This is a genomic window from Microbacterium sp. Z6_144, assembly GCF_057197625.1.
In genome coordinates, this window is sequence record NZ_JBXVPT010000002.1 from 385513 (window position 1) to 401829 (window position 16317).

The 16317-nt window shown below is 72.5% G+C and carries 16 protein-coding genes; 6 read left to right on the forward strand and 10 right to left on the reverse strand.

Annotated features, from left to right (window positions below; translation table 11 throughout):
• Positions 1-73: 73 nt before the first annotated feature.
• The gene (locus tag AC2DGY_RS13915) at positions 74-328 is read left to right on the forward strand and encodes a hypothetical protein (protein WP_484510349.1); all 255 of its coding nucleotides are present in this window, start codon (positions 74-76) and stop codon (positions 326-328) included.
• Between the two features lie 84 nt (positions 329-412).
• Here the strand turns inward: AC2DGY_RS13915 and AC2DGY_RS13920 are convergent, their stop codons facing one another.
• Entirely contained in the window at positions 413-1126 is a 714-nt protein-coding gene (locus AC2DGY_RS13920) for an alpha/beta hydrolase family protein (RefSeq protein WP_484510350.1), read from the reverse strand.
• 101 nt (positions 1127-1227) lie between these two features.
• Positions 1228-1884 (reverse strand): alpha/beta hydrolase, encoded by a 657-nt coding sequence (locus tag AC2DGY_RS13925; protein WP_484510351.1) that lies wholly within the window; start codon positions 1882-1884, stop codon positions 1228-1230.
• An 85-nt stretch (positions 1885-1969) separates the two neighbouring features.
• Here AC2DGY_RS13925 and AC2DGY_RS13930 point away from each other — a divergent pair, with 85 nt between their 5' ends.
• Entirely contained in the window at positions 1970-2596 is a 627-nt protein-coding gene (locus AC2DGY_RS13930; protein ID WP_484510352.1) for an NUDIX hydrolase family protein, read from the forward strand.
• 130 nt (positions 2597-2726) lie between these two features.
• Here AC2DGY_RS13930 and AC2DGY_RS13935 read toward each other — a convergent pair whose 3' ends face one another.
• The 4 genes from AC2DGY_RS13935 to AC2DGY_RS13950 all read right to left on the reverse strand — a co-directional run bounded on the left by AC2DGY_RS13935 (position 2727) and on the right by AC2DGY_RS13950 (position 6878).
• Positions 2727-3803 carry a threonine aldolase family protein gene (locus AC2DGY_RS13935; RefSeq protein WP_484510353.1) on the reverse strand — a complete coding sequence of 359 codons (1077 nt, stop codon included), beginning with the start codon at positions 3801-3803 and terminating at the stop codon, positions 2727-2729.
• 174 nt (positions 3804-3977) lie between these two features.
• A complete protein-coding gene (locus AC2DGY_RS13940) occupies positions 3978-4667 on the reverse strand; it encodes an SDR family NAD(P)-dependent oxidoreductase (protein WP_484510354.1) in 690 nt (229 codons plus the stop codon).
• 22 nt (positions 4668-4689) lie between these two features.
• Positions 4690-5505: an MBL fold metallo-hydrolase gene (locus AC2DGY_RS13945; protein WP_484510355.1), complete on the reverse strand. Its 816-nt coding sequence runs from the start codon at positions 5503-5505 to the stop codon at positions 4690-4692.
• Positions 5505-6878 carry an FAD-binding oxidoreductase gene (locus AC2DGY_RS13950; RefSeq protein ID WP_484510356.1) on the reverse strand — a complete coding sequence of 458 codons (1374 nt, stop codon included), beginning with the start codon at positions 6876-6878 and terminating at the stop codon, positions 5505-5507. Before AC2DGY_RS13950 ends, AC2DGY_RS13945 begins: the two co-directional genes overlap by 1 nt.
• Between AC2DGY_RS13950 and AC2DGY_RS13955 the strand changes: the two genes are divergently transcribed.
• The gene (locus tag AC2DGY_RS13955; RefSeq protein WP_484510357.1) at positions 6877-9639 is read left to right on the forward strand and encodes a helix-turn-helix transcriptional regulator; all 2763 of its coding nucleotides are present in this window, start codon (positions 6877-6879) and stop codon (positions 9637-9639) included. The genes AC2DGY_RS13950 and AC2DGY_RS13955 overlap by 2 nt on opposite strands.
• 42 nt (positions 9640-9681) lie before the next feature.
• Here AC2DGY_RS13955 and AC2DGY_RS13960 read toward each other — a convergent pair whose 3' ends face one another.
• A complete protein-coding gene (locus AC2DGY_RS13960; RefSeq protein WP_484510358.1) occupies positions 9682-10395 on the reverse strand; it encodes an NRDE family protein in 714 nt (237 codons plus the stop codon).
• Positions 10396-10440: 45 nt separating this feature from the next.
• On the opposite strand from AC2DGY_RS13960, the gene coaBC reads away from it, so the two are divergent.
• Complete coding sequence (coaBC, locus tag AC2DGY_RS13965) at positions 10441-11655, forward strand: bifunctional phosphopantothenoylcysteine decarboxylase/phosphopantothenate--cysteine ligase CoaBC (RefSeq protein ID WP_484510359.1); 1215 nt, start codon at positions 10441-10443, stop codon at positions 11653-11655.
• Between the two features lie 40 nt (positions 11656-11695).
• Here coaBC and AC2DGY_RS13970 read toward each other — a convergent pair whose 3' ends face one another.
• Positions 11696-13153, reverse strand: coding sequence for a DUF6421 family protein (locus tag AC2DGY_RS13970; RefSeq protein ID WP_484510360.1), 1458 nt, complete (start codon positions 13151-13153; stop codon positions 11696-11698).
• A 162-nt stretch (positions 13154-13315) separates the two neighbouring features.
• On the opposite strand from AC2DGY_RS13970, the gene AC2DGY_RS13975 reads away from it, so the two are divergent.
• Positions 13316-14266 carry a diacylglycerol/lipid kinase family protein gene (locus AC2DGY_RS13975; protein WP_484510361.1) on the forward strand — a complete coding sequence of 317 codons (951 nt, stop codon included), beginning with the start codon at positions 13316-13318 and terminating at the stop codon, positions 14264-14266.
• Positions 14267-14577: 311 nt separating this feature from the next.
• Here AC2DGY_RS13975 and AC2DGY_RS13980 read toward each other — a convergent pair whose 3' ends face one another.
• Together AC2DGY_RS13980 and AC2DGY_RS13985 are read right to left on the reverse strand one after the other, a co-directional pair.
• Complete coding sequence (locus AC2DGY_RS13980; protein WP_484510362.1) at positions 14578-15084, reverse strand: GNAT family N-acetyltransferase; 507 nt, start codon at positions 15082-15084, stop codon at positions 14578-14580.
• Complete coding sequence (locus AC2DGY_RS13985; RefSeq protein ID WP_484510363.1) at positions 15081-15611, reverse strand: hypothetical protein; 531 nt, start codon at positions 15609-15611, stop codon at positions 15081-15083. Before AC2DGY_RS13985 ends, AC2DGY_RS13980 begins: the two co-directional genes overlap by 4 nt.
• A gap of 53 nt (positions 15612-15664) precedes the next feature.
• Between AC2DGY_RS13985 and AC2DGY_RS13990 the strand changes: the two genes are divergently transcribed.
• Positions 15665-16309, forward strand: a complete 645-nt coding sequence (locus AC2DGY_RS13990; RefSeq protein ID WP_484510364.1) for a 2-phosphosulfolactate phosphatase — start codon at positions 15665-15667, stop codon at positions 16307-16309.
• Positions 16310-16317: the final 8 nt, after the last annotated feature.

The window sequence follows — 16317 nt, forward strand, 5'->3', positions numbered from 1 at the left end:
CGCGCCCGGCCCGCGCCGGTGACTCCGTCGCGTGGGGGAGGTGCGCGGCTGCTCGTCGTCATAGCGTCGGAGCATGACAGGACGCACGGGTGACCACTCGCGGGGATGGGCGTGGTTCGGCGGCATCGCCATGGGCGCTGCGCTGGGCGTCACCTTCGGGCTGACCCAGGGCAACGCGGCGCTGGGGATGGGGCTGGGCGCCTCGTTCGGGCTCACCTTCGCGTTGCTGTTCGGCGCAGCCTCGCCGGGCTCCCGTGCGGGCGGAGACGACGGCGGCGGAGCGGCGTCCGCCATCGATGGCGACGGGTCGGCCGCCTCGGCGGACTGATCTCCCGGTGCCCCGGGCACTCCGCGGCGCCGCAGTAGCAGCCCCGCTCCTCACCTCACCCGGGGAACGGAGGCTGCGCGGGGTTCATCGGGACGTCGTGTTCTCGAGCAGCGCGCGAGCCAGCGCGTCAGGGTGGGTGAGGAGTGCTTCGTGGGTGCCGGGCACCATGATCGGCTCGACGCCGAGGCGGGCGGCGAGTTCGGCGCCGGGAGCGGCCAGGCCCCGGTCGCGCTCGGCAAGCAGGTAGGTGATCGGCACGCCCAGGGTGTCCAGTCCATCGACGTCCAGGGTTTCCAGGACGTAGCCGCCGGGCTGGGGCGTCAGCTGATCGAACACGAGTCTCTGCAGCTCTTCCGGCTCGTCCTGCATCAGCCGGTCGCGGAACATGTCGAAATCCATGCCGATCGTGCCGTCCGGTGCCGCCTCGACCGTGGCGCGGATCCACGCGGCCAGATCGGGACCGAGCGCGTCGGCCATCGCTTCACCACGACGGGGGATGAAGGCGCTGAAGAACGCGAGGTGCGCGAGCCGGTCGGCGATGCGGGGGGCAGCGCCGGTGATCGGAATGCCGGCGAGGCTGTGACCGACGAGCACCACATCGTGGAGATCACGTCGTTCCACCTCGTGCACGATGTGGTCCACGGCATCCGCCAGGTGAAGTCCGGTCGGATCGTCGCCCATCGCGAGACCCGGCAACGTCAAGGGGTACACCGAATGACCGGCGGCCCGAACCCGCTGCCCTACGGGGTACCAGCACCATCCAGCGTGATTCACGCCGGGAACGAAGACGAAATTCATGGCGGGAGCGTACGCCATCGACCCGTGACGGAGACGTGCCGTCCCGTACAGACCCTTCCACGGCTGTAGCGGCCGCTACCACGCCCGCGGCCCCCGGACCGTCAGGGGGCAGTGTCTTCCAGGCGCTTGGTGAGGAAGGCGTGCACGTCGGCGAGCTCCTGCGCCGAAACGCTGTGCGTGAGCCCTGGATAGACGCGTCCGGTGAGCTCGGCATGGGCGGGCAGCCAGTCCACGGTGTGGGCGACGAGGGGCTCGGGGATGACGTCGTCACGGGTTCCGCGTCCCCAGAAGACCGGCGGCTTGCGCGCGGCAAGGGCCGGGTCTCCCGGGAGCGCGCCGGGTGTCGCGTATCCCGACAGGTTCACTGCGAAAGCGAAGCGCTCGGGATCCAGCCGCATCGCCTGCAGTGCCACCGCGGCGCCCTGCGAGAACCCGAGCAGTCCCACGCGTGCGGCCCCGGCTGCAGCATCCACCCACTCGACCACTCCCGCCGCGGCCGCTGTCACCGCCGACGCGTCGCGACCGGCCAAGCCCTCGATGGGGTACCAGGAGTACCCCGGCGACGGCCACGGCGGGGCCAACGGCGCCCGCACGGCGGCGAAGACGAATGCGTCGGGAAGGTGCTCCGTCAACGCGAACAGGTCGCGTTCGTCGGCCCCGTACCCGTGGAGCAGGACCAGGACGGGGCGGTCGGCGCGTTCCGCGGGTGAGGTGCTCCAGACGACGAGGTCGGCGTCGATTCGCGGCGTGTCGCTCATGCGGACCATCCTTCCAGGCTGCGCCGAAGCCGGAACATCCGTCCCGGATCAGCGCGATCTCGCGGCGGGTTGGTATACAGGGAGCATGCCTGTGCGCACCCCGGATCCCCACCCCGCCGACGGCAACGACGACGACGCGAACGGTGAGCCGCTCGGCTCGCCGTTCGACTCCGGCTCCGCGGGGGGACCGGCCGGCAATCCCGGGTGGCTGAGCGACGTCGAGCTCGCCGAGATCCGCCGGCGGATGCCGATCCTCTACGTCGAGGCGGTGCCCGTGCGCACCGACGGCATGGGTGCGGTCGTCCAGGTGGGCATCCTCCTGCGCTCGACACCGATAGGCGAGATGAGTCGCACCATCGTGTCGGGTCGCGTCAGGTACGGCGAGACGGTGCGTGACGCCCTCTTCCGCCACCTCGAGAACGACCTCGGGCCCATGGCGTTCCCGACGCTGCCGCCGCAGCCGACCCCGTTCACGGTGGCGGAGTACTTCCCGCTGCCGGGGATGACCGCATTCCACGACGACCGCCAGCACGCCGTGTCGCTCGCCTTCGTGGTGCCCGTGTCCGGAACCTGCGAGCCGCGGCAGGATGCGCTCGAGGTGACGTGGCTCTCGCCCGAGGAAGCGTCCTCCGACGCGCTCGCCGGCGAGATGGAGGGCGGCCGCGGCACCCTCATCCGCCTGGCGCTCGCGAGCGTGGGCGCGCTGCGCTGATCCGCCCTGCGCCGAGAAACGAAATCCCCGGCGAAACGCCCCGCAGCGCGTTGTGTCTCGCCGCAAATGCCCTGTTTCGCGCGGCGGGGCGGCTGCGAGGCGGGCGGCTGCGAGGCGGCGGCGGGGCGGGTCAGGCGACGGCGGCCGTGGTCTCGCGGCCGATGGCGGTGACGAACGCGTCGATGTCGTCTTCTGTGGTGTCGAAGCTGCACATCCACCGCACCTCGCCGAGTGTGGCATCCCAGTCGTAGAACCGGAAGCTCTCGCGGAGCCGGTCGGCGACACCGGCGGGCACGGTCGCGAACACGCCGTTGGCCTGCGTCGGCTGGGTGAAGGCGACACCGCGGATGGAGCCATCCGCCAATCCCGCCTCGACCCCGGAGCGCAGGCGCGCGGCCATCGCGTTGGCGTGCGAGGCGTTGCGCAGCCACAGGTCGCCCTCCAGCAGCGCGATCAGCTGCGCCGAGACGAACCGCATCTTGCTCGACAGCTGCATGTCGAGCTTGCGCAGGTAGGTCAGCCCCGCCGATGCCTCGGGGTCGAGCACGACGATGGCCTCCCCGATCATCGCGCCGTTCTTGGTGCCGCCGAAGCTCAGCACGTCGACGCCCACATCGCGCGTGAAGGCGCGCAACGGCAGGCCGAGGGATGCCGCGGCGTTGGCGATGCGCGCGCCGTCCATGTGCAGCCGCATCCCGCGCGCGTGGGCATGATCGGCGATGGCGCGGAGCTCGTCAACGCTGTAGAGGGTCCCGAGCTCGGTGGACTGCGTGATCGAGACCACGAGCGGCTGCGCACGGTGCTCGTCGCCCCATCCCCACGCCTCCCGGTCGATGAGCGCGGGCGTGAGCTTGCCGTCATCCGTGGGCACTGTGAGGAGCTTCATCCCGCCCACGCGCTCCGGCGCCCCGCCCTCGTCCACGTTGATGTGCGCGGTGGATGCGGTGATCACCGCGCCCCAGCGGGGGAGCATCGACTGCAGGCCCACGACGTTGGCGCCGGTGCCGTTGAACACCGGGTACGCCTCGACGCCCTCGCCCAGGTGCGCGGCGAACACCTCCTGCAACCGCTCGGTGTACACGTCTTCGCCGTAGGAGATCTGGTGCCCCTCGTTCGCGGCGGCGATGGCGGCGAGCACCTCCGGGTGCACCCCGGAGTAGTTGTCGGAGGCGAAGCCCCGCAGGGCGGCGTCATGCAGAGCGGTCACGACATCCCAGCCTAGGTGCGCCCGTCACGGACGGCGCCGGCGCCGAGAAACGACATGCGGGGCGAAACACGACGCGCCGCGCTGTTTCTCGTCCGGATCGTCGTTTCTCGCTGGGCCCAGGCGGGGGAGGCGGGGGAGGCGGGGGAGGCGGGGGGACGCGGGGGGCGCAGGGGGTCAGTCGCCGGTGCTGAGCTCCAGCACGGTGTGGTTCCACGCCTCGGCGTCGTCGTCCCAGAGCGCGATGAACGCGTCGGCGAGAGCGGCCTCCAGGCCCGCGAGGCTCTTCACGCGGAAGACCACGGCGGCCGCCGTCTGGGGCGTGCCGGCGTCGCGTGCCGCCTTGGCGTACCCCTCGCCGACGGCGCGCGTCCAGGCCTCGCTCGCGGCCTTGACCGCCGCGTAGTTCGCCCCGCCCGCCAGCGGACGGGCCACGGCGGTCGACGACACGATCGCCAGCCGTCCCGCCGCGGACGTGCGCAGGTCGGCGTCGAACGCGCGGGAGACGTGCCGCAAGGCGGTGAGCGACGCTTCGAGTGCCCGGAAGTCGGCATCGGTCTGACCGGCGAGCCCGCCGCCGCCGCGCCATCCCCCCACCAGGTGCAGCACCCCGTCGATGGGGCCGTGGGTGCTGCGCACGCGCTCGGCCAGCCCGCCCACCGACTCCTCGTCCGACAGATCGGAGACCTCGGTCGCGGCTGCGGGAAGCTCGGCACGGATGGCGTCGAGCTTGGCCGCATCCCGACCGGCGACGATCACTCGCGCCCCGGCGGCCAGCAGCGCGCGAGCCGCCGCCACCCCCGCGCCACTCGTACCACCGGCCAGCAGGACCACGCGGTCGGCGACGAGTTCGGCGGGGATGTCCACGGGGCCAGTGTAGGGCGCGGGATCAGTGCAGGAAGGGTGGCGGGAAGAAGCGATCCACGGCTGCGGTGCGCTCCCGCTCGATCACCGCCGCCCAGCGCTGGTGCGCGGCGGTGACGGCGTCGGAGGGGCGCATGTGCAGCACGCGGCCATGACCGGGAAGCAACATCGCGGCGTGCACGTTGTCCAGCGCCTCCAGCGACCGCCGCGCGAGCGAAGGATCGGCGTGGAACATCTCCGGCAGCAGTTGCGGGCCGACGTACGCGCTGGTGGGATGCGCCGAGACGAGCGCGTCCCCGGTGACGAGGACATTCGCCTCGGGCAGCAGATACGCGGTGTGACCCGTACTGTGCCCGGGTAGCGCCAACGGCGTGACGGTGAAGCCCGCAGCCCGGACGGGGTGTGCCGGCAGTGCCCGGACGGTGGGCACCCCCACCTCGGCCAGCGCCCCGGCGCGCACGGCCCGCCATGCCCACCGGAGGACGCGGGGCTTCCACAGGTGCGGCGCGATGTCGATCAGATTGGCCTGCTGGGTGATATCGCGGCGCACGTTGGGCACTTCCTCGGCGGAGGCGTACACGGTGCCGCCGTCGCGGCGCGCGAGGTCAGCGGCTCCGCCGATGTGGTCGCTGTGGCCGTGTGTGATGAAGATCGTCCGCAGCTCGAGCCCGTCGCCGCCCGCATCGGTGATGGACTGCTCGACCAGAGCACGGTCGGCGGGATAGCCGCTGTCGATCAGGGCGACCTCGCCGCTCCCGACCAGCACCACCCAGTTCGACCCCGGCCCCTGGACGAACACGGTCCCCTCCCCGATGGCGGTGGTGGTGATCCCGCGCGTCATCACGCCTCCACGAAGGGCGCGACGGCCGGTGCGAACAGGCCGTCCGGATCCACGTCGCGGCGCACCCTCTCCACGAGCACCTCCACGTCCGTTCCGAAGGTGCGGCTGGCCTGCGTGGTGGATTCGACGAGGCTCGGCAGCGTGAAGCCGGTGTCGCGATGTGACAGTGCCGCGCGCACGCGGGCCATCATCCCGCGATGGACGTCGTCGGTGATGCCGCCGCCGAGGGCGCCGATCTGCACGAGCGCGAACCGCGCGGGGGTGCCGTCGAAGGCGCCGCCGGCGAGCGCGGGCCGCGCGAACGCACCGCCGAGCTGTCGCAGCTCGACGACGGTGAGGGCGGAGCCCGAGTCGCGGCCGACGAGCCGGACCAGAGCGGTCAGATCCTCATCGGTCACCGACGACAGCAGCATGTGATCTCCGACGAAGGGCAGCGGCTCGGTGGGATCCATGTGCGTGAGCGGCAGTTCTGCCGGGCTGCGCATGCCCCACCCGTCCAGGAGCGGCTCGGCGATCGCGCGCAGCGGCTCCAGCAGCGACAGCGCGGTGGTGGCGCCGGTGGTGAGCTTCTCGGGACCCTGGACGGCGACCGCGCCGTCCAGCGCGATCACCGTGCGCCCGGCGAGGACGGGCGGCACGCCCGGGAGGGGCGGAAGGTTCATGACCCGCAGCGACGTGGTGATCGAGTCGGGGGCGGTCTCAGTCCAGGCGCGCCACGCCCGGGCTATGTCGTCCGCGTGCTCGGCGTCCCAGAACGTGATGCCGGTGAGCACTCGCCACATCGGGTACAGGCGCACGGTGATCGACGTCACAACGCCGAAACCGCCGCCCCCGCCCCGGATAGCCCAGAACAGGTCGGGCTCACGCTCGGGAGAGGCCGTGACGACCGACCCGTCCGCGCGCACGAGCGTGACCGACAGCACGCTGTTGGCGGCCACGCCGAGGAGGCGGCCGTAGAAGCTGATCCCCCCGCGCAGCAGGTAACCGACCGCGCTGACATTTCCGCTCGAGCCGTGCGGGGCGGCGAGGCCGTACCGGTCGGCCTCGTCCAGCACGCTCTGCCAGCGCGTGCCGGCCGGGATCGTCGCGGTGCGCGCCTCGGCGTCGATCCGCACCTGCTCGTCGAAGGCCGTGCGGATGAGGAGGGCGTCGGTCATGGGCTGGGCCGTGTGCGCGCTGTGACCGGTGGCGAGGACGGTCACCCGCAGTCCCGCCTCCCGCGCCAGCTGGATCGCTGCCTGGACGTCGGCTGTGGAACGGGCGATGACCGTCCGAGCGGGGCGTAGATCGGGATAAAGATTGTAGGAAGCTATCGCTTCGGAATAGTCGGGCGTGCCGGGTGCGGCCGCCGAGATGGTCGGGGTGATGTCCATGAGCACCAAGCTAGGAACCGCCGAGCCAGCGGGCATCCGAGAGATTACGCACGCGCCACGTAATTTCAGCTCGGGCCGAAGCGCGCTCCCCCCCGAGCGTGCCGTCGTCGCGAATGAACTCGCCGAGGGCCTGTGCCGTCCGGGCCGTGTCGTCATCCTGGCCGGAGAACCCGGGTCGGGCAAGAGCCGGGTTCTGGATGCGGCGCTGGAGACGGTGGCGGCGCGATGCCCGCAGCTCACCGTTCTGTTCGCGCGGGGGGTGCGCGCCGGCACGGCCAGCCCCTACCTCGGGCTGCAGGAGCTCTTCGCCGATGTCGACCTCGACACCCTGACTCTGCCCGGCGCCCAGGCCGGGGCGCTCGGGGTCGCTCTCGCGCGGACCGAGGCGACGGAGCAGACCTCCGCCGTCTCGGTCACGGGCGCCGCCCTCGCCGCCGTGCGTGCCCTGCTCGATGAGGGTCCGGTGGCCCTCGTCGTCGATGATCTGGACGACCTGGATGCGGAGACTGCGCAACTGGTCCGTTACCTCGCTTCCCGGCGCTACCAGGACGGACACGCGCCGTCTTTGCTGGCCACCCAGTCGGACGGGTCGGCCGCGCCGCTCACCGGAGCGGAGCTGCGCCGGCTCGCCCCCCTGAGCCGGGCGGGCGTCCACGCCGTGGTGCGCGGGCACGTCTCGACGCCCCTGTCGGCGGCCGACGTGGAGCGCGCATTCGCCGTCAGCGGCGGAAATCCGATGTGGGCGATCGAACTGGCCGCGCGCGGTGAGGTGCCTCCTGCCGATGGCCTCGGCGAGGAGATGCGCGGCCGCGTGGCGCGGGCCTCGGCGACGAGCTGCCGCGTCCTCCAGGCCGTCGCGGGGCTGGTGTCCGCCTCGTCGACGCAGGTGGCAGCGGTGCTCGGAGTATCCGCCGACGACGTCTCCGCAGCCGTCGACGAAGGGCTCGTCGTCGAACGGGCCGGGCGGCTGCAGGCAGCCCACCCCATGCTCGGCGAGACGGCGCTCGCCATGCTCTGCCACCGCGAACGCAAGCAGTTGCACGGGTCCCTCGCGAAGGTCGTGGATCACCCGCGCGCGCGCGCCGACCATCTCGACCGGTCGGTGGACGCCGGACCCGATGAGTACATAGCCGCCGTCCTGGCCGACGCTGCCGTGCACGCGCGGTCCTCGGGCGCCCTGGCGCCGGCGTTCGACCTCGCCCGGCGAGCGCTGGAGCGGACCGAGCCCAACGCCGGCGCCGCGTCCGCCCGCCGCATCCTGTTCGCCGAAATCGCCTTCCAATATGGCGACTACGAGGCGGCCTTCGACGCGATGGAAGCGGTCCCCCTGACCGACCTCCCGACGACGCAGTTGGACCGTGCGCTTCCGCTGCTGGTCAACGCCGCTGCCGCGGCGAAAGGCCATGTCGCCGCGCGCGCGACCCTACGGGTGGCGCTGTCGCCGACCGCGGACCCGGTGCGGCAGGCGATCTTCGACACCTACCTCGCCGAGTACAACGAAAATCCGTCGACCAGCGCCGACCGGGTCCGGCGCGCGTTGGAGGTGCTCCGTCGGACCGATGCCGCGCCCCTGACACGGCACCGCGCCCTCGGCGTCCTCATCCTGCGGAACGTGGATGCCGGCCGCGGGCTCGATCCCGAGCTCCTGGCGGAGAGAGAGGAGCAGGAGTCGCACATCGAGGTGCTCGCCGCGAACGACAGTGCACTGGCGGACCGCGGGCTGCACGGCTACCAGATCGGCGATCTGGCCACTTCGCGGGCCGCGCTCGAGGCGGCACGCGCGGCGGCGCTGGATAAAGGCGAGGAGCTCCTGGCCGGGCTGTTCGCCGTGCACCTGGCATCGACCGAGCTGTACGCCGGTCAGCGTGCGCGCGCCGATCACCTGCTGGCGGAGTGGGAGACGGTGGATCCCTGGCCTGGCACGCCGCCGCCGGCCGTCGTCACCGCGTACGGGCTGCGGGCCGTGCATGACGGAAACGAGGAGGAGCTGCGCCGCGTCGTCGATGCGCCGCACCGACCGGGGTCGGAGGAGCGAGGGCAGATCGTGCGGCGGGCATTGACCGGCTGCTTCGCGGCGCGGGCCGGACGGTGGGAGACGTCCGTCGCCGATCTGCTGGCAGCGCGTGATCTGGCCGAAAGCGTGGGCATCCGTGAGCCCGGCCGGCGCATGTGGCTCGATTTCCCCCTGGCCCGCGGCCTGCTGGAATTGGGCGAGACGGCGGAGGCTCTGCGCATCGCCGGTCAGCTGGAGGAGCTGTCGTCCGGACGGCGACCGCTCCTGGACGGCGTGGCCGCGCGGGTGCGAGGTCTCGCGGCAGCGGGGTCCGACCCCAAGGCGGCGGTGGCTCTGCTGCGCACGTCGGCCGCGCATCTCCTGCACTCCGGGTTCCCGAGCGAGCAGGCCGCGACCCAGTTCGAGCTGGCGTTGGCCTACTCCGACCAGCGTGCGCGCCAGAAGGCGGGGCGAGCGCTGGACGCCGCCGAATCCCTCGCGCGCTCGGCGTGGGATCAGAACTCTCTGGCCGTCATCGCGGCCGCCCGGTTGGCGATCGACCGGACGAGTGTCGATGCGAGTCTGTCGGCGCGTGAGCGGTCGGTCGCGTACTCCGCCGCCCGCGGGGCGAGCAACCGGGAGATCGCCGCCGAGAACCACCTGAGTGTGCGGACAGTCGAGACGCAATTGTCCTCGGCGTACCGGAAGCTCGGCATCCGCTCGCGTGGCGAACTCATCGCGATGCTGCGGGGCGCGGCCGGCGACTGATCCGCCGCCGTCAGCGCGGCCGGAGACTGATCGTCGCCGCCGTCAGCGCGACCGGGAGGCCAGGGTCACCCCGTTCCACCGGCCGGGCTCGTCCAGTTCGCCGTAAGCGAGGTCCACCCCGGCCGGGCCGACGGATGCGGCGCACACGAGCAGTGACAGCGTCGGAACCCCGTACGGCCGGTTGTCGCGGACGATGGCACGGTCGTCGGTGGGGGGCAGCTGCGCACTGCGGTCCAGCACCGCCATCCACGCACGCCACCACGGGTCGGTGGATGCGGCCGGCGCCGCGGCGAACTCGGGGAGCCACCGGGCGATGCGCGGTGTGTCGTGGTCGTCGACGTCGTCGTGCGCGATCATGTGCACGCCGGGCGGGAGCGGCGCCTCGCGCAGCGCGTCGCCGTCCCACGAGGTCACGCGGGTGCCGCGCTCGTCCACGACGACGAGGTTGAAGCCGTTGGTCCGTGGCGCGACGGGTGGTCGGCCGTCGACGGCGTCGAGCACGATGGCGCCCCGGGATTCGGTGGCCCCGGCCACCTCGCGGCGGTTGAGGATCACCGCGAACCGCGAGCGATCCGGGTCGGCGGCCAGCCACGCGCCGCCGGCACGCACGTCGCGGACACCGACGACGCCCGGATGGGTCTGCGGCCACCAGGGCCCCGGCGCATCCCACGGTCGTCCGGGATCCTCGTCCCGCACCGCCAGCACCCGCGTCGGCTCGGCCGGATCTCCCGGAACGGACACGATGACCGTGCACATGTGTTCGCTCTCCCGCCTGCGCCGGGCCCGTGGAAGGATGGGCGCGTGTTCATCGTCGTCGGCGTCACCGGTGGGATCGCCGCCTACAAGACCGTGCATCTGGTTCGACTCCTCGTGACCAACGGCCATGAGGTGCACGTGATTCCCACCGAGGATGCGCTGCGATTCGTCGGGCTGACCACGTGGGAGGCGATCAGTCGCCACCCCGTGTCCACCAGTGTGCACGACGATGTGGCGGAGGTGCGCCACGTCGCCCTGGGCCGCCGCGCCGACCTGGTGATCATCGCGCCGGCGACAGCCAACACCCTCGCGAGCATGGCCGCCGGCCTGGCCGCCGACCTGCTGGGCACGACGCTGCTGGCGACGTCCGCGCCGGTCGTGGTCGCGCCGGCGATGCACACCGAGATGTGGAAGCATCCCGCCACCCGCGCCAACGTCGCCACGCTCCGCTCCCGCGGAGTGCAGTTCGTCGGACCCGACGATGGACCGCTCACGGGCGGGGATGCCGGGCCCGGGCGGATGAGCGAGCCGGAGGCGATCGTTGCGTCTGCCCTCGCGCTCGTGCCGTCGCGAGCCGATCTGGCCGGGCTCGCCGTCGCGGTCTCCGCCGGGGGCACGCGCGAACCGATCGACCCCGTTCGCTTCGTCGGCAACCGCTCCAGCGGACGGCAGGGAGTCGCACTCGCGCAGGCCGCGGCCGACCGCGGGGCCGATGTCACGCTCGTGGCCGCGCACGTGGATGACGGCGTGATGGCCGAAGCGTCGCGTCATCCACGGATCCGCGTCGAGCGGGCCAGTACCGTCGATGAGCTGCAGGCGGCGATGGGCGCGGCCGCTGCGGTCGCCGACGTCGTCGTGATGGCCGCGGCGGTGTCGGATTACCGCGTCGCCGAGATCAGCGAGCACAAGCTCAGCAAAGAGGACGCCGACGGACCGGGCCTGACGCTCGAGTTCGTCCGCACGCCCGACATCGTCGCGGGGCTCGCCGAGCGACGCCGACCAGGACAGTCCGTCGTGGCCTTCGCCGCGGAGACCGAGGAGGACGACGCCGCGCTGCAAGAGCGGGCCGTGCGCAAGGCCGCCCGCAAGGGCGTGGACCTTCTCGTCGCCAACCGCGTGGGCTGGACCTCCGGCTTCGGGGCGACCCAGAACGCCGTCCTCGTGGTGTCGGGCGCCGGCGACGTGCTCGCCCGTGCCGAGGGCAGCAAACGCGAGGTCGCCGACGCCGTGTGGGACGCCGTCCTCGCCGCTCGACGCTGACCCCCGCCCGGCGCGGGCAGACGTGCCGCGGAGGCCGGCGTCAGTCGGTGCCGCGGATGCCGGCGGTGGACTCGATCACCGCGCGCATCTTCTTCTCCAGCGCCTCGTAGAACATCGACAGCGGGAACTCGTCATCCCGCACGGCGTCGGTGTAGCCCTTCGGGGCACCCGAGAGCACCTCATCCGGGAGGCCACGCGCCCACTGCGACGCCGGATGCGGCGTGAGAACGCCGCGCACGAGCTCATATGCCGCGAGCCAGTGCGCCGTCTTCGGCCGGTCGATCGAGCGCCAGTACAGCTCGTCGATCGCGTCTCCCAGCGCCACCACCGCCGCGGGGACCTCGTCCCAGTCGAAGGTGAGTGCGGTGTCGGTCCAGTGCAGCACGCCGCGCTGGTGCAGCCACGCGAACAGCAGTTGCCCCCCGAGCCCGTCGTAGTTGCGCACGCGCGACCCGGTGATCGCGAACCGGAAGATCCGGTCGAAGATCACCGCGTACTGCACGAGGGCGGCGTGCTCGAGCATGGCGGCTTCCGCAGCATCCAGCTCGTCCACCGGCTCGCCGGCCGAGGCTGACTGGAGCCGATCCTGCAACCGCTCCTGGATCGCGACGCTCTCGCGGAACGCCGTCAGATCGCACCGCAGCTCCTCCAGCGAGTAGAGGAAGAACGGCATGCGCTGCTTGATCATGAAGGGATCGAACGGCAGGTCGCCGCGCATGTGGGTGCGGTCGTGGATGAGGTCCCACATCACGAACGTCCGCTCGGCGAGCGCCTGGTCCTCCAGCATCCGCGCGGCCGCGTCGGGCAGCTCGAGCTTGGTGATCTCCGCCGCCGCACGCACGACGCGGCGGTAGCGGGCGGCCTCGCGGTCTTGGAAGATCGCGCCCCACGTGAAGGCCGGGATCTCCCGCATCGCGACGGTCTCGGGGAACAGCACCGCGGAGTTGGTGTCGTAGCCGGGCGTGAAGTCCACCAGGCGGAGCGACACGAACAGGCCGTTGGAGTAGTCCTGCTCGAGCCGCGCGACGAACTCCGGCCAGATGACCTCGGCCAGGACGGCTTCGAGGTGGCGGGCGCGCGAACCGTTCTGCGTGTACATGGGGAAGACGATCAGGTGGCGGATGCCGTCCACGCGGTGCCGCTGCGGCTGGAAGGCCACGAGGGAGTCGAGGAAATCGGGAACCCCGAAGTCCTCCGCCTTCCACCGGGCGAAGTCGGCGACGGAGGCGGCGAGGTAGTCGGCGTCGTGCGGGAAGCGCGGCGCCAGCTCCTCGACCGCCGCGATGATGGCGTCGACGAGGGATGCGGCGGAGGCGTGGTCCGCGGCATCCGGGACCGATCCGTCCTGCCCCTGCAGGGCCTGCAGCTCGATGGCCGCGCGCTTGAGCATCGCCCACGCGGGCGATCCCTCGACGCCGGCGGCCCGGCCGTCCTCGACGACCTCGGGCTCGCCGATGATCGCCTTGTGCTCACGAGAAGTGGCGGCGGAAATGGACATACGAACCTCCGATCTGCGGGGTCGGCCGGCGGGAGCGCGCGGTACCGGTCAGAATGCGGCCAGCCTACCTCCGGGGCGGTCGCGCTCCCCGGAGCCTGCCCGCGCCCCCCGCCGGGGCGGTCACGCACCCCGGAGTCCGCCCGCGCCCGCTACGGTCGGAGCATGCCCGATCAACGCTCAACGGCGCGGCCCGACGGCGAGGGACTGTTCCTCCTCGCCAACAGCAGTGCCGGCGACTCTGTGCTGCGCGCCGACCCCCTCCCGGAGATCCGGCGCCGGTTGCCGCGCGCCCGCATCCACGAACTCGGCCCCGACGACAGCCTGGACGAGGCCGTGGCTGCCGCGATGGCCTCGGACGAGCGTCCCGCCGCGCTCGGCGTGCTCGGCGGTGACGGGTCGGTCTCGCGCATGGCGCACCTGGCCCGGGGCTTCGACGTTCCCCTCCTCGTGCTCCCCGGGGGCACCTTCAACCACTTCGCGCGGGCGGCGGGCATCGACGAGATCGACACCGGCCTCGACGCGTTCGCCGGCGGCAGCATCCGGGACATCACCGTGGCCGAGCTGGTGGTGGACGGCGGGGACCCGGTCACCGTGCTCAACGCGGTGTCGCTCGGCGCATATCCACAGTTCCTCGCCGAACGCACGCGGCGCAGCAACCTGGGCAAGTGGCTCGGCGGCGTCGTGGCGACCTGGCGCGAACTGCACGGCTCGCGGCCGATCACCATCGTCCGCGGCGACCGGCGCGCGGCGGTGTGGTCGGTGTTCGTCAGCGTCGGACGCAACGACCCCGACCAGCACGCGATGATGCAGCGCGTGCACCTGGATGACCCGACCCTCGACATCCGGGTGCACCACGCCCGCGGGTCGCGGGTGCGCGCGATGACCTCGCTCGCCTTCGGACGCCGCACGGTCGCGGTGCTGCGGGCGCTGCGGCTCATGCCGCCCTCGTCCGACCTCGAGCGACTGGTCGAAGCGGAATGGTCCATCGACGTGCGCCCGGGCGACGCTCCCGCGGTGTACGTGCACGACGGTGAACTCGAGGAGGCGGATCCGGCCGGATTCAGCCTCCGGGTGCGCGCGGTGCCCGACGCGCTGCGCGTGTACGCCCCGTAGACCGCTGCGGCTATGTCGCCGCCGGGCGTGCGCAGAACTCAGGAGATCCCGGTGCCGTTACCGGTGACACGGCGCCCGGATCCGCGGATCTCCTGAGTTTTGAACAGCGACGGCGCCCCACCGTCGGCGCCGCGGATACATCTGCAGGCGGATGCTGCGTCCTCCCCGCCCCGCGTAACCTCGGTGACGATGTTCCGTTCGCTGCGCCGCCGCGTTCGCCGCCCTTGCGGAGTAGCCCCCCGCGAGAAACGACGATCCGGTCCAGACACAGCGCGTCGCGTGCCGTCTCGACCGGATCGTCGTTTCTCGCGTCAGCGGGCCATCCGGACCTCGTGCAGCACCTCGCCCCAGCGGGCGTCGTCGCGCAGCGCGCCGTCGAAGTCGAAACCGTGCTTGACGTAGAAAGCCTGCGCGCGGGGGTTGTCCTCCAGCACCCACAGGGTCGCCGGACGATCGCCGAGCGCGGCGTCGAGGAGGGCGGCTGCCGCGCCCGACCCATAGTGGGCGGCGAGCACGTAGATGGCGTATAGCTCGAGGTCGTCGAAGGTGCGGTCGGGGTCGCGGCAGGGACCGGATGAGGCGAAGCCGATGATCTCGTCGTCGCGGACGGCGACCCACGACCGCCCTGTGGGCTCGCCCGGGGGTCGCTGTCCGGCGAGGGTCTGCCCCCAGCGCTCGGTGTAGCGGGCCAGGTCCATCCGGTCCAGGAGCGAGGTCGGGATGCGGCCGGTGTAGGCCTCGCGCCAGCCCTGGACGTGCACGCGGGCGATGCCGGCCTCGTCGCCGAGCCCCGCCGGGCGTACGACGATCTCGCTCACCCGCCCGGCTCCGGCTCCGGGTTCTCGCCGCCGTCTGAGGGTTCCGGGTCGTGCGCCCACGACGGCGCGAGGGCGCGGATGCGGGCGCCGCGCCACTGCCACGCCGACCACAGCACGGGCCACAGGAGCGGCGCGGCCGGACCGCCGATGACCAGCCGGTCTCGCCAAAGCGTGCGGGTGGGGTCTCCCGGCGCCGGTGACACGGCCATCTGGTGGTCCCACACATCCAAGCGCGCCAGCGGACCGGTCAGCGGGATGCCGCTGTCGCGGAAGATGCGCACCCGTCCGTGCGCGTCGGTGGCCTCGCGCTCACTGACGGAGATGAGCTGGCGGCCCATCGGCAATGCTCCGGCTACCGAGAGTTGCACGGGGAGCTCCGTGCCCACCTCCCATGAGGTCGGGGCGGCCGCGAGCGGCTCCATCGCCAGGAGCGGGCCGTACAGCTCTGCCACCGCGCGCGGGGAGTGCAGCGCACGCCAAGCCGCGTCGGCGTCGCAGTCGATCACCAGCTTGAGCATGATGCGCATGCCTCATCCTCTCCCATCGCGGGTGCCGCGTCGCGGGGTCCTAGGCTCGTCGGGTGCCCGACAACACCCGTGCGTTCGACCAGTCCGTCTACCAGGTGCGCCTGGACTGGGGGGTGGACGGGCTCGCACGCCTGGCTCCCGCCGACATCGTCGTGGTCGTCGACGTGCTGCGGTTCGCCTCGAGCGTCACCGACGCCCTCGCCTCCGGCGCGGCGTACCCCCTGGATGACGCCGCGGATGCGGTCTCGCTCGGCGGTGCCGCCCTCGCCACCGCCGCCTCCGCCGGCCAGGGCACGGTCGTGCTGGGATGCCTGCGCAACGCTGCGGCCGTCGCCCGCTGGGTGCTCGGGCGCCAGGGCGAGCGCGGGGTGCGCACGAGCGTCGCGGTCATCGCGGCGGGGGAGCGGGTGCCACCGGATGCGGCGGAGCTGCGCTTCGCTGTCGAAGACCAGCTCGGCGCCGGCGCCGTCATCGCCGCGCTCGGCGACCTGGGCATCGACGCGTGCTCACCCGATGCCGCCGTCGCCGGCGAGGCCTTCCGCGCGCTCCGCGGCGCCACGCGGCACCTCCTGACCGCGAGCGGGTCGGGGCAGGAGCTCGCCGCCCTGGGCCGCCGCGACGAGGTGCTGTCGGCGGCGGTTGTGGATGCGGTATCCGTCGTGCCGGTGCTCCGTGACGGGCAGTTCGTCCCGGAGTGACGCCGCTG

Coding starts and splice junctions, on each gene's coding strand:
- AC2DGY_RS13915 (WP_484510349.1), top strand. CDS start 74: ATGACAGGACGCACGGGTGACCACTCGCGGGGATGGGCGTGGTTCGGC.
- AC2DGY_RS13920 (WP_484510350.1), bottom strand. CDS start 1,126: ATGAATTTCGTCTTCGTTCCCGGCGTGAATCACGCTGGATGGTGCTGG.
- AC2DGY_RS13925 (WP_484510351.1), bottom strand. CDS start 1,884: ATGAGCGACACGCCGCGAATCGACGCCGACCTCGTCGTCTGGAGCACC.
- AC2DGY_RS13930 (WP_484510352.1), top strand. CDS start 1,970: ATGCCTGTGCGCACCCCGGATCCCCACCCCGCCGACGGCAACGACGAC.
- AC2DGY_RS13945 (WP_484510355.1), bottom strand. CDS start 5,505: ATGACGCGCGGGATCACCACCACCGCCATCGGGGAGGGGACCGTGTTC.
- AC2DGY_RS13955 (WP_484510357.1), top strand. CDS start 6,877: ATGAGCACCAAGCTAGGAACCGCCGAGCCAGCGGGCATCCGAGAGATT.
- AC2DGY_RS13950 (WP_484510356.1), bottom strand. CDS start 6,878: ATGGACATCACCCCGACCATCTCGGCGGCCGCACCCGGCACGCCCGAC.
- AC2DGY_RS13960 (WP_484510358.1), bottom strand. CDS start 10,395: ATGTGCACGGTCATCGTGTCCGTTCCGGGAGATCCGGCCGAGCCGACG.
- AC2DGY_RS13970 (WP_484510360.1), bottom strand. CDS start 13,153: ATGTCCATTTCCGCCGCCACTTCTCGTGAGCACAAGGCGATCATCGGC.
- AC2DGY_RS13975 (WP_484510361.1), top strand. CDS start 13,316: ATGCCCGATCAACGCTCAACGGCGCGGCCCGACGGCGAGGGACTGTTC.
- AC2DGY_RS13985 (WP_484510363.1), bottom strand. CDS start 15,611: ATGCGCATCATGCTCAAGCTGGTGATCGACTGCGACGCCGACGCGGCT.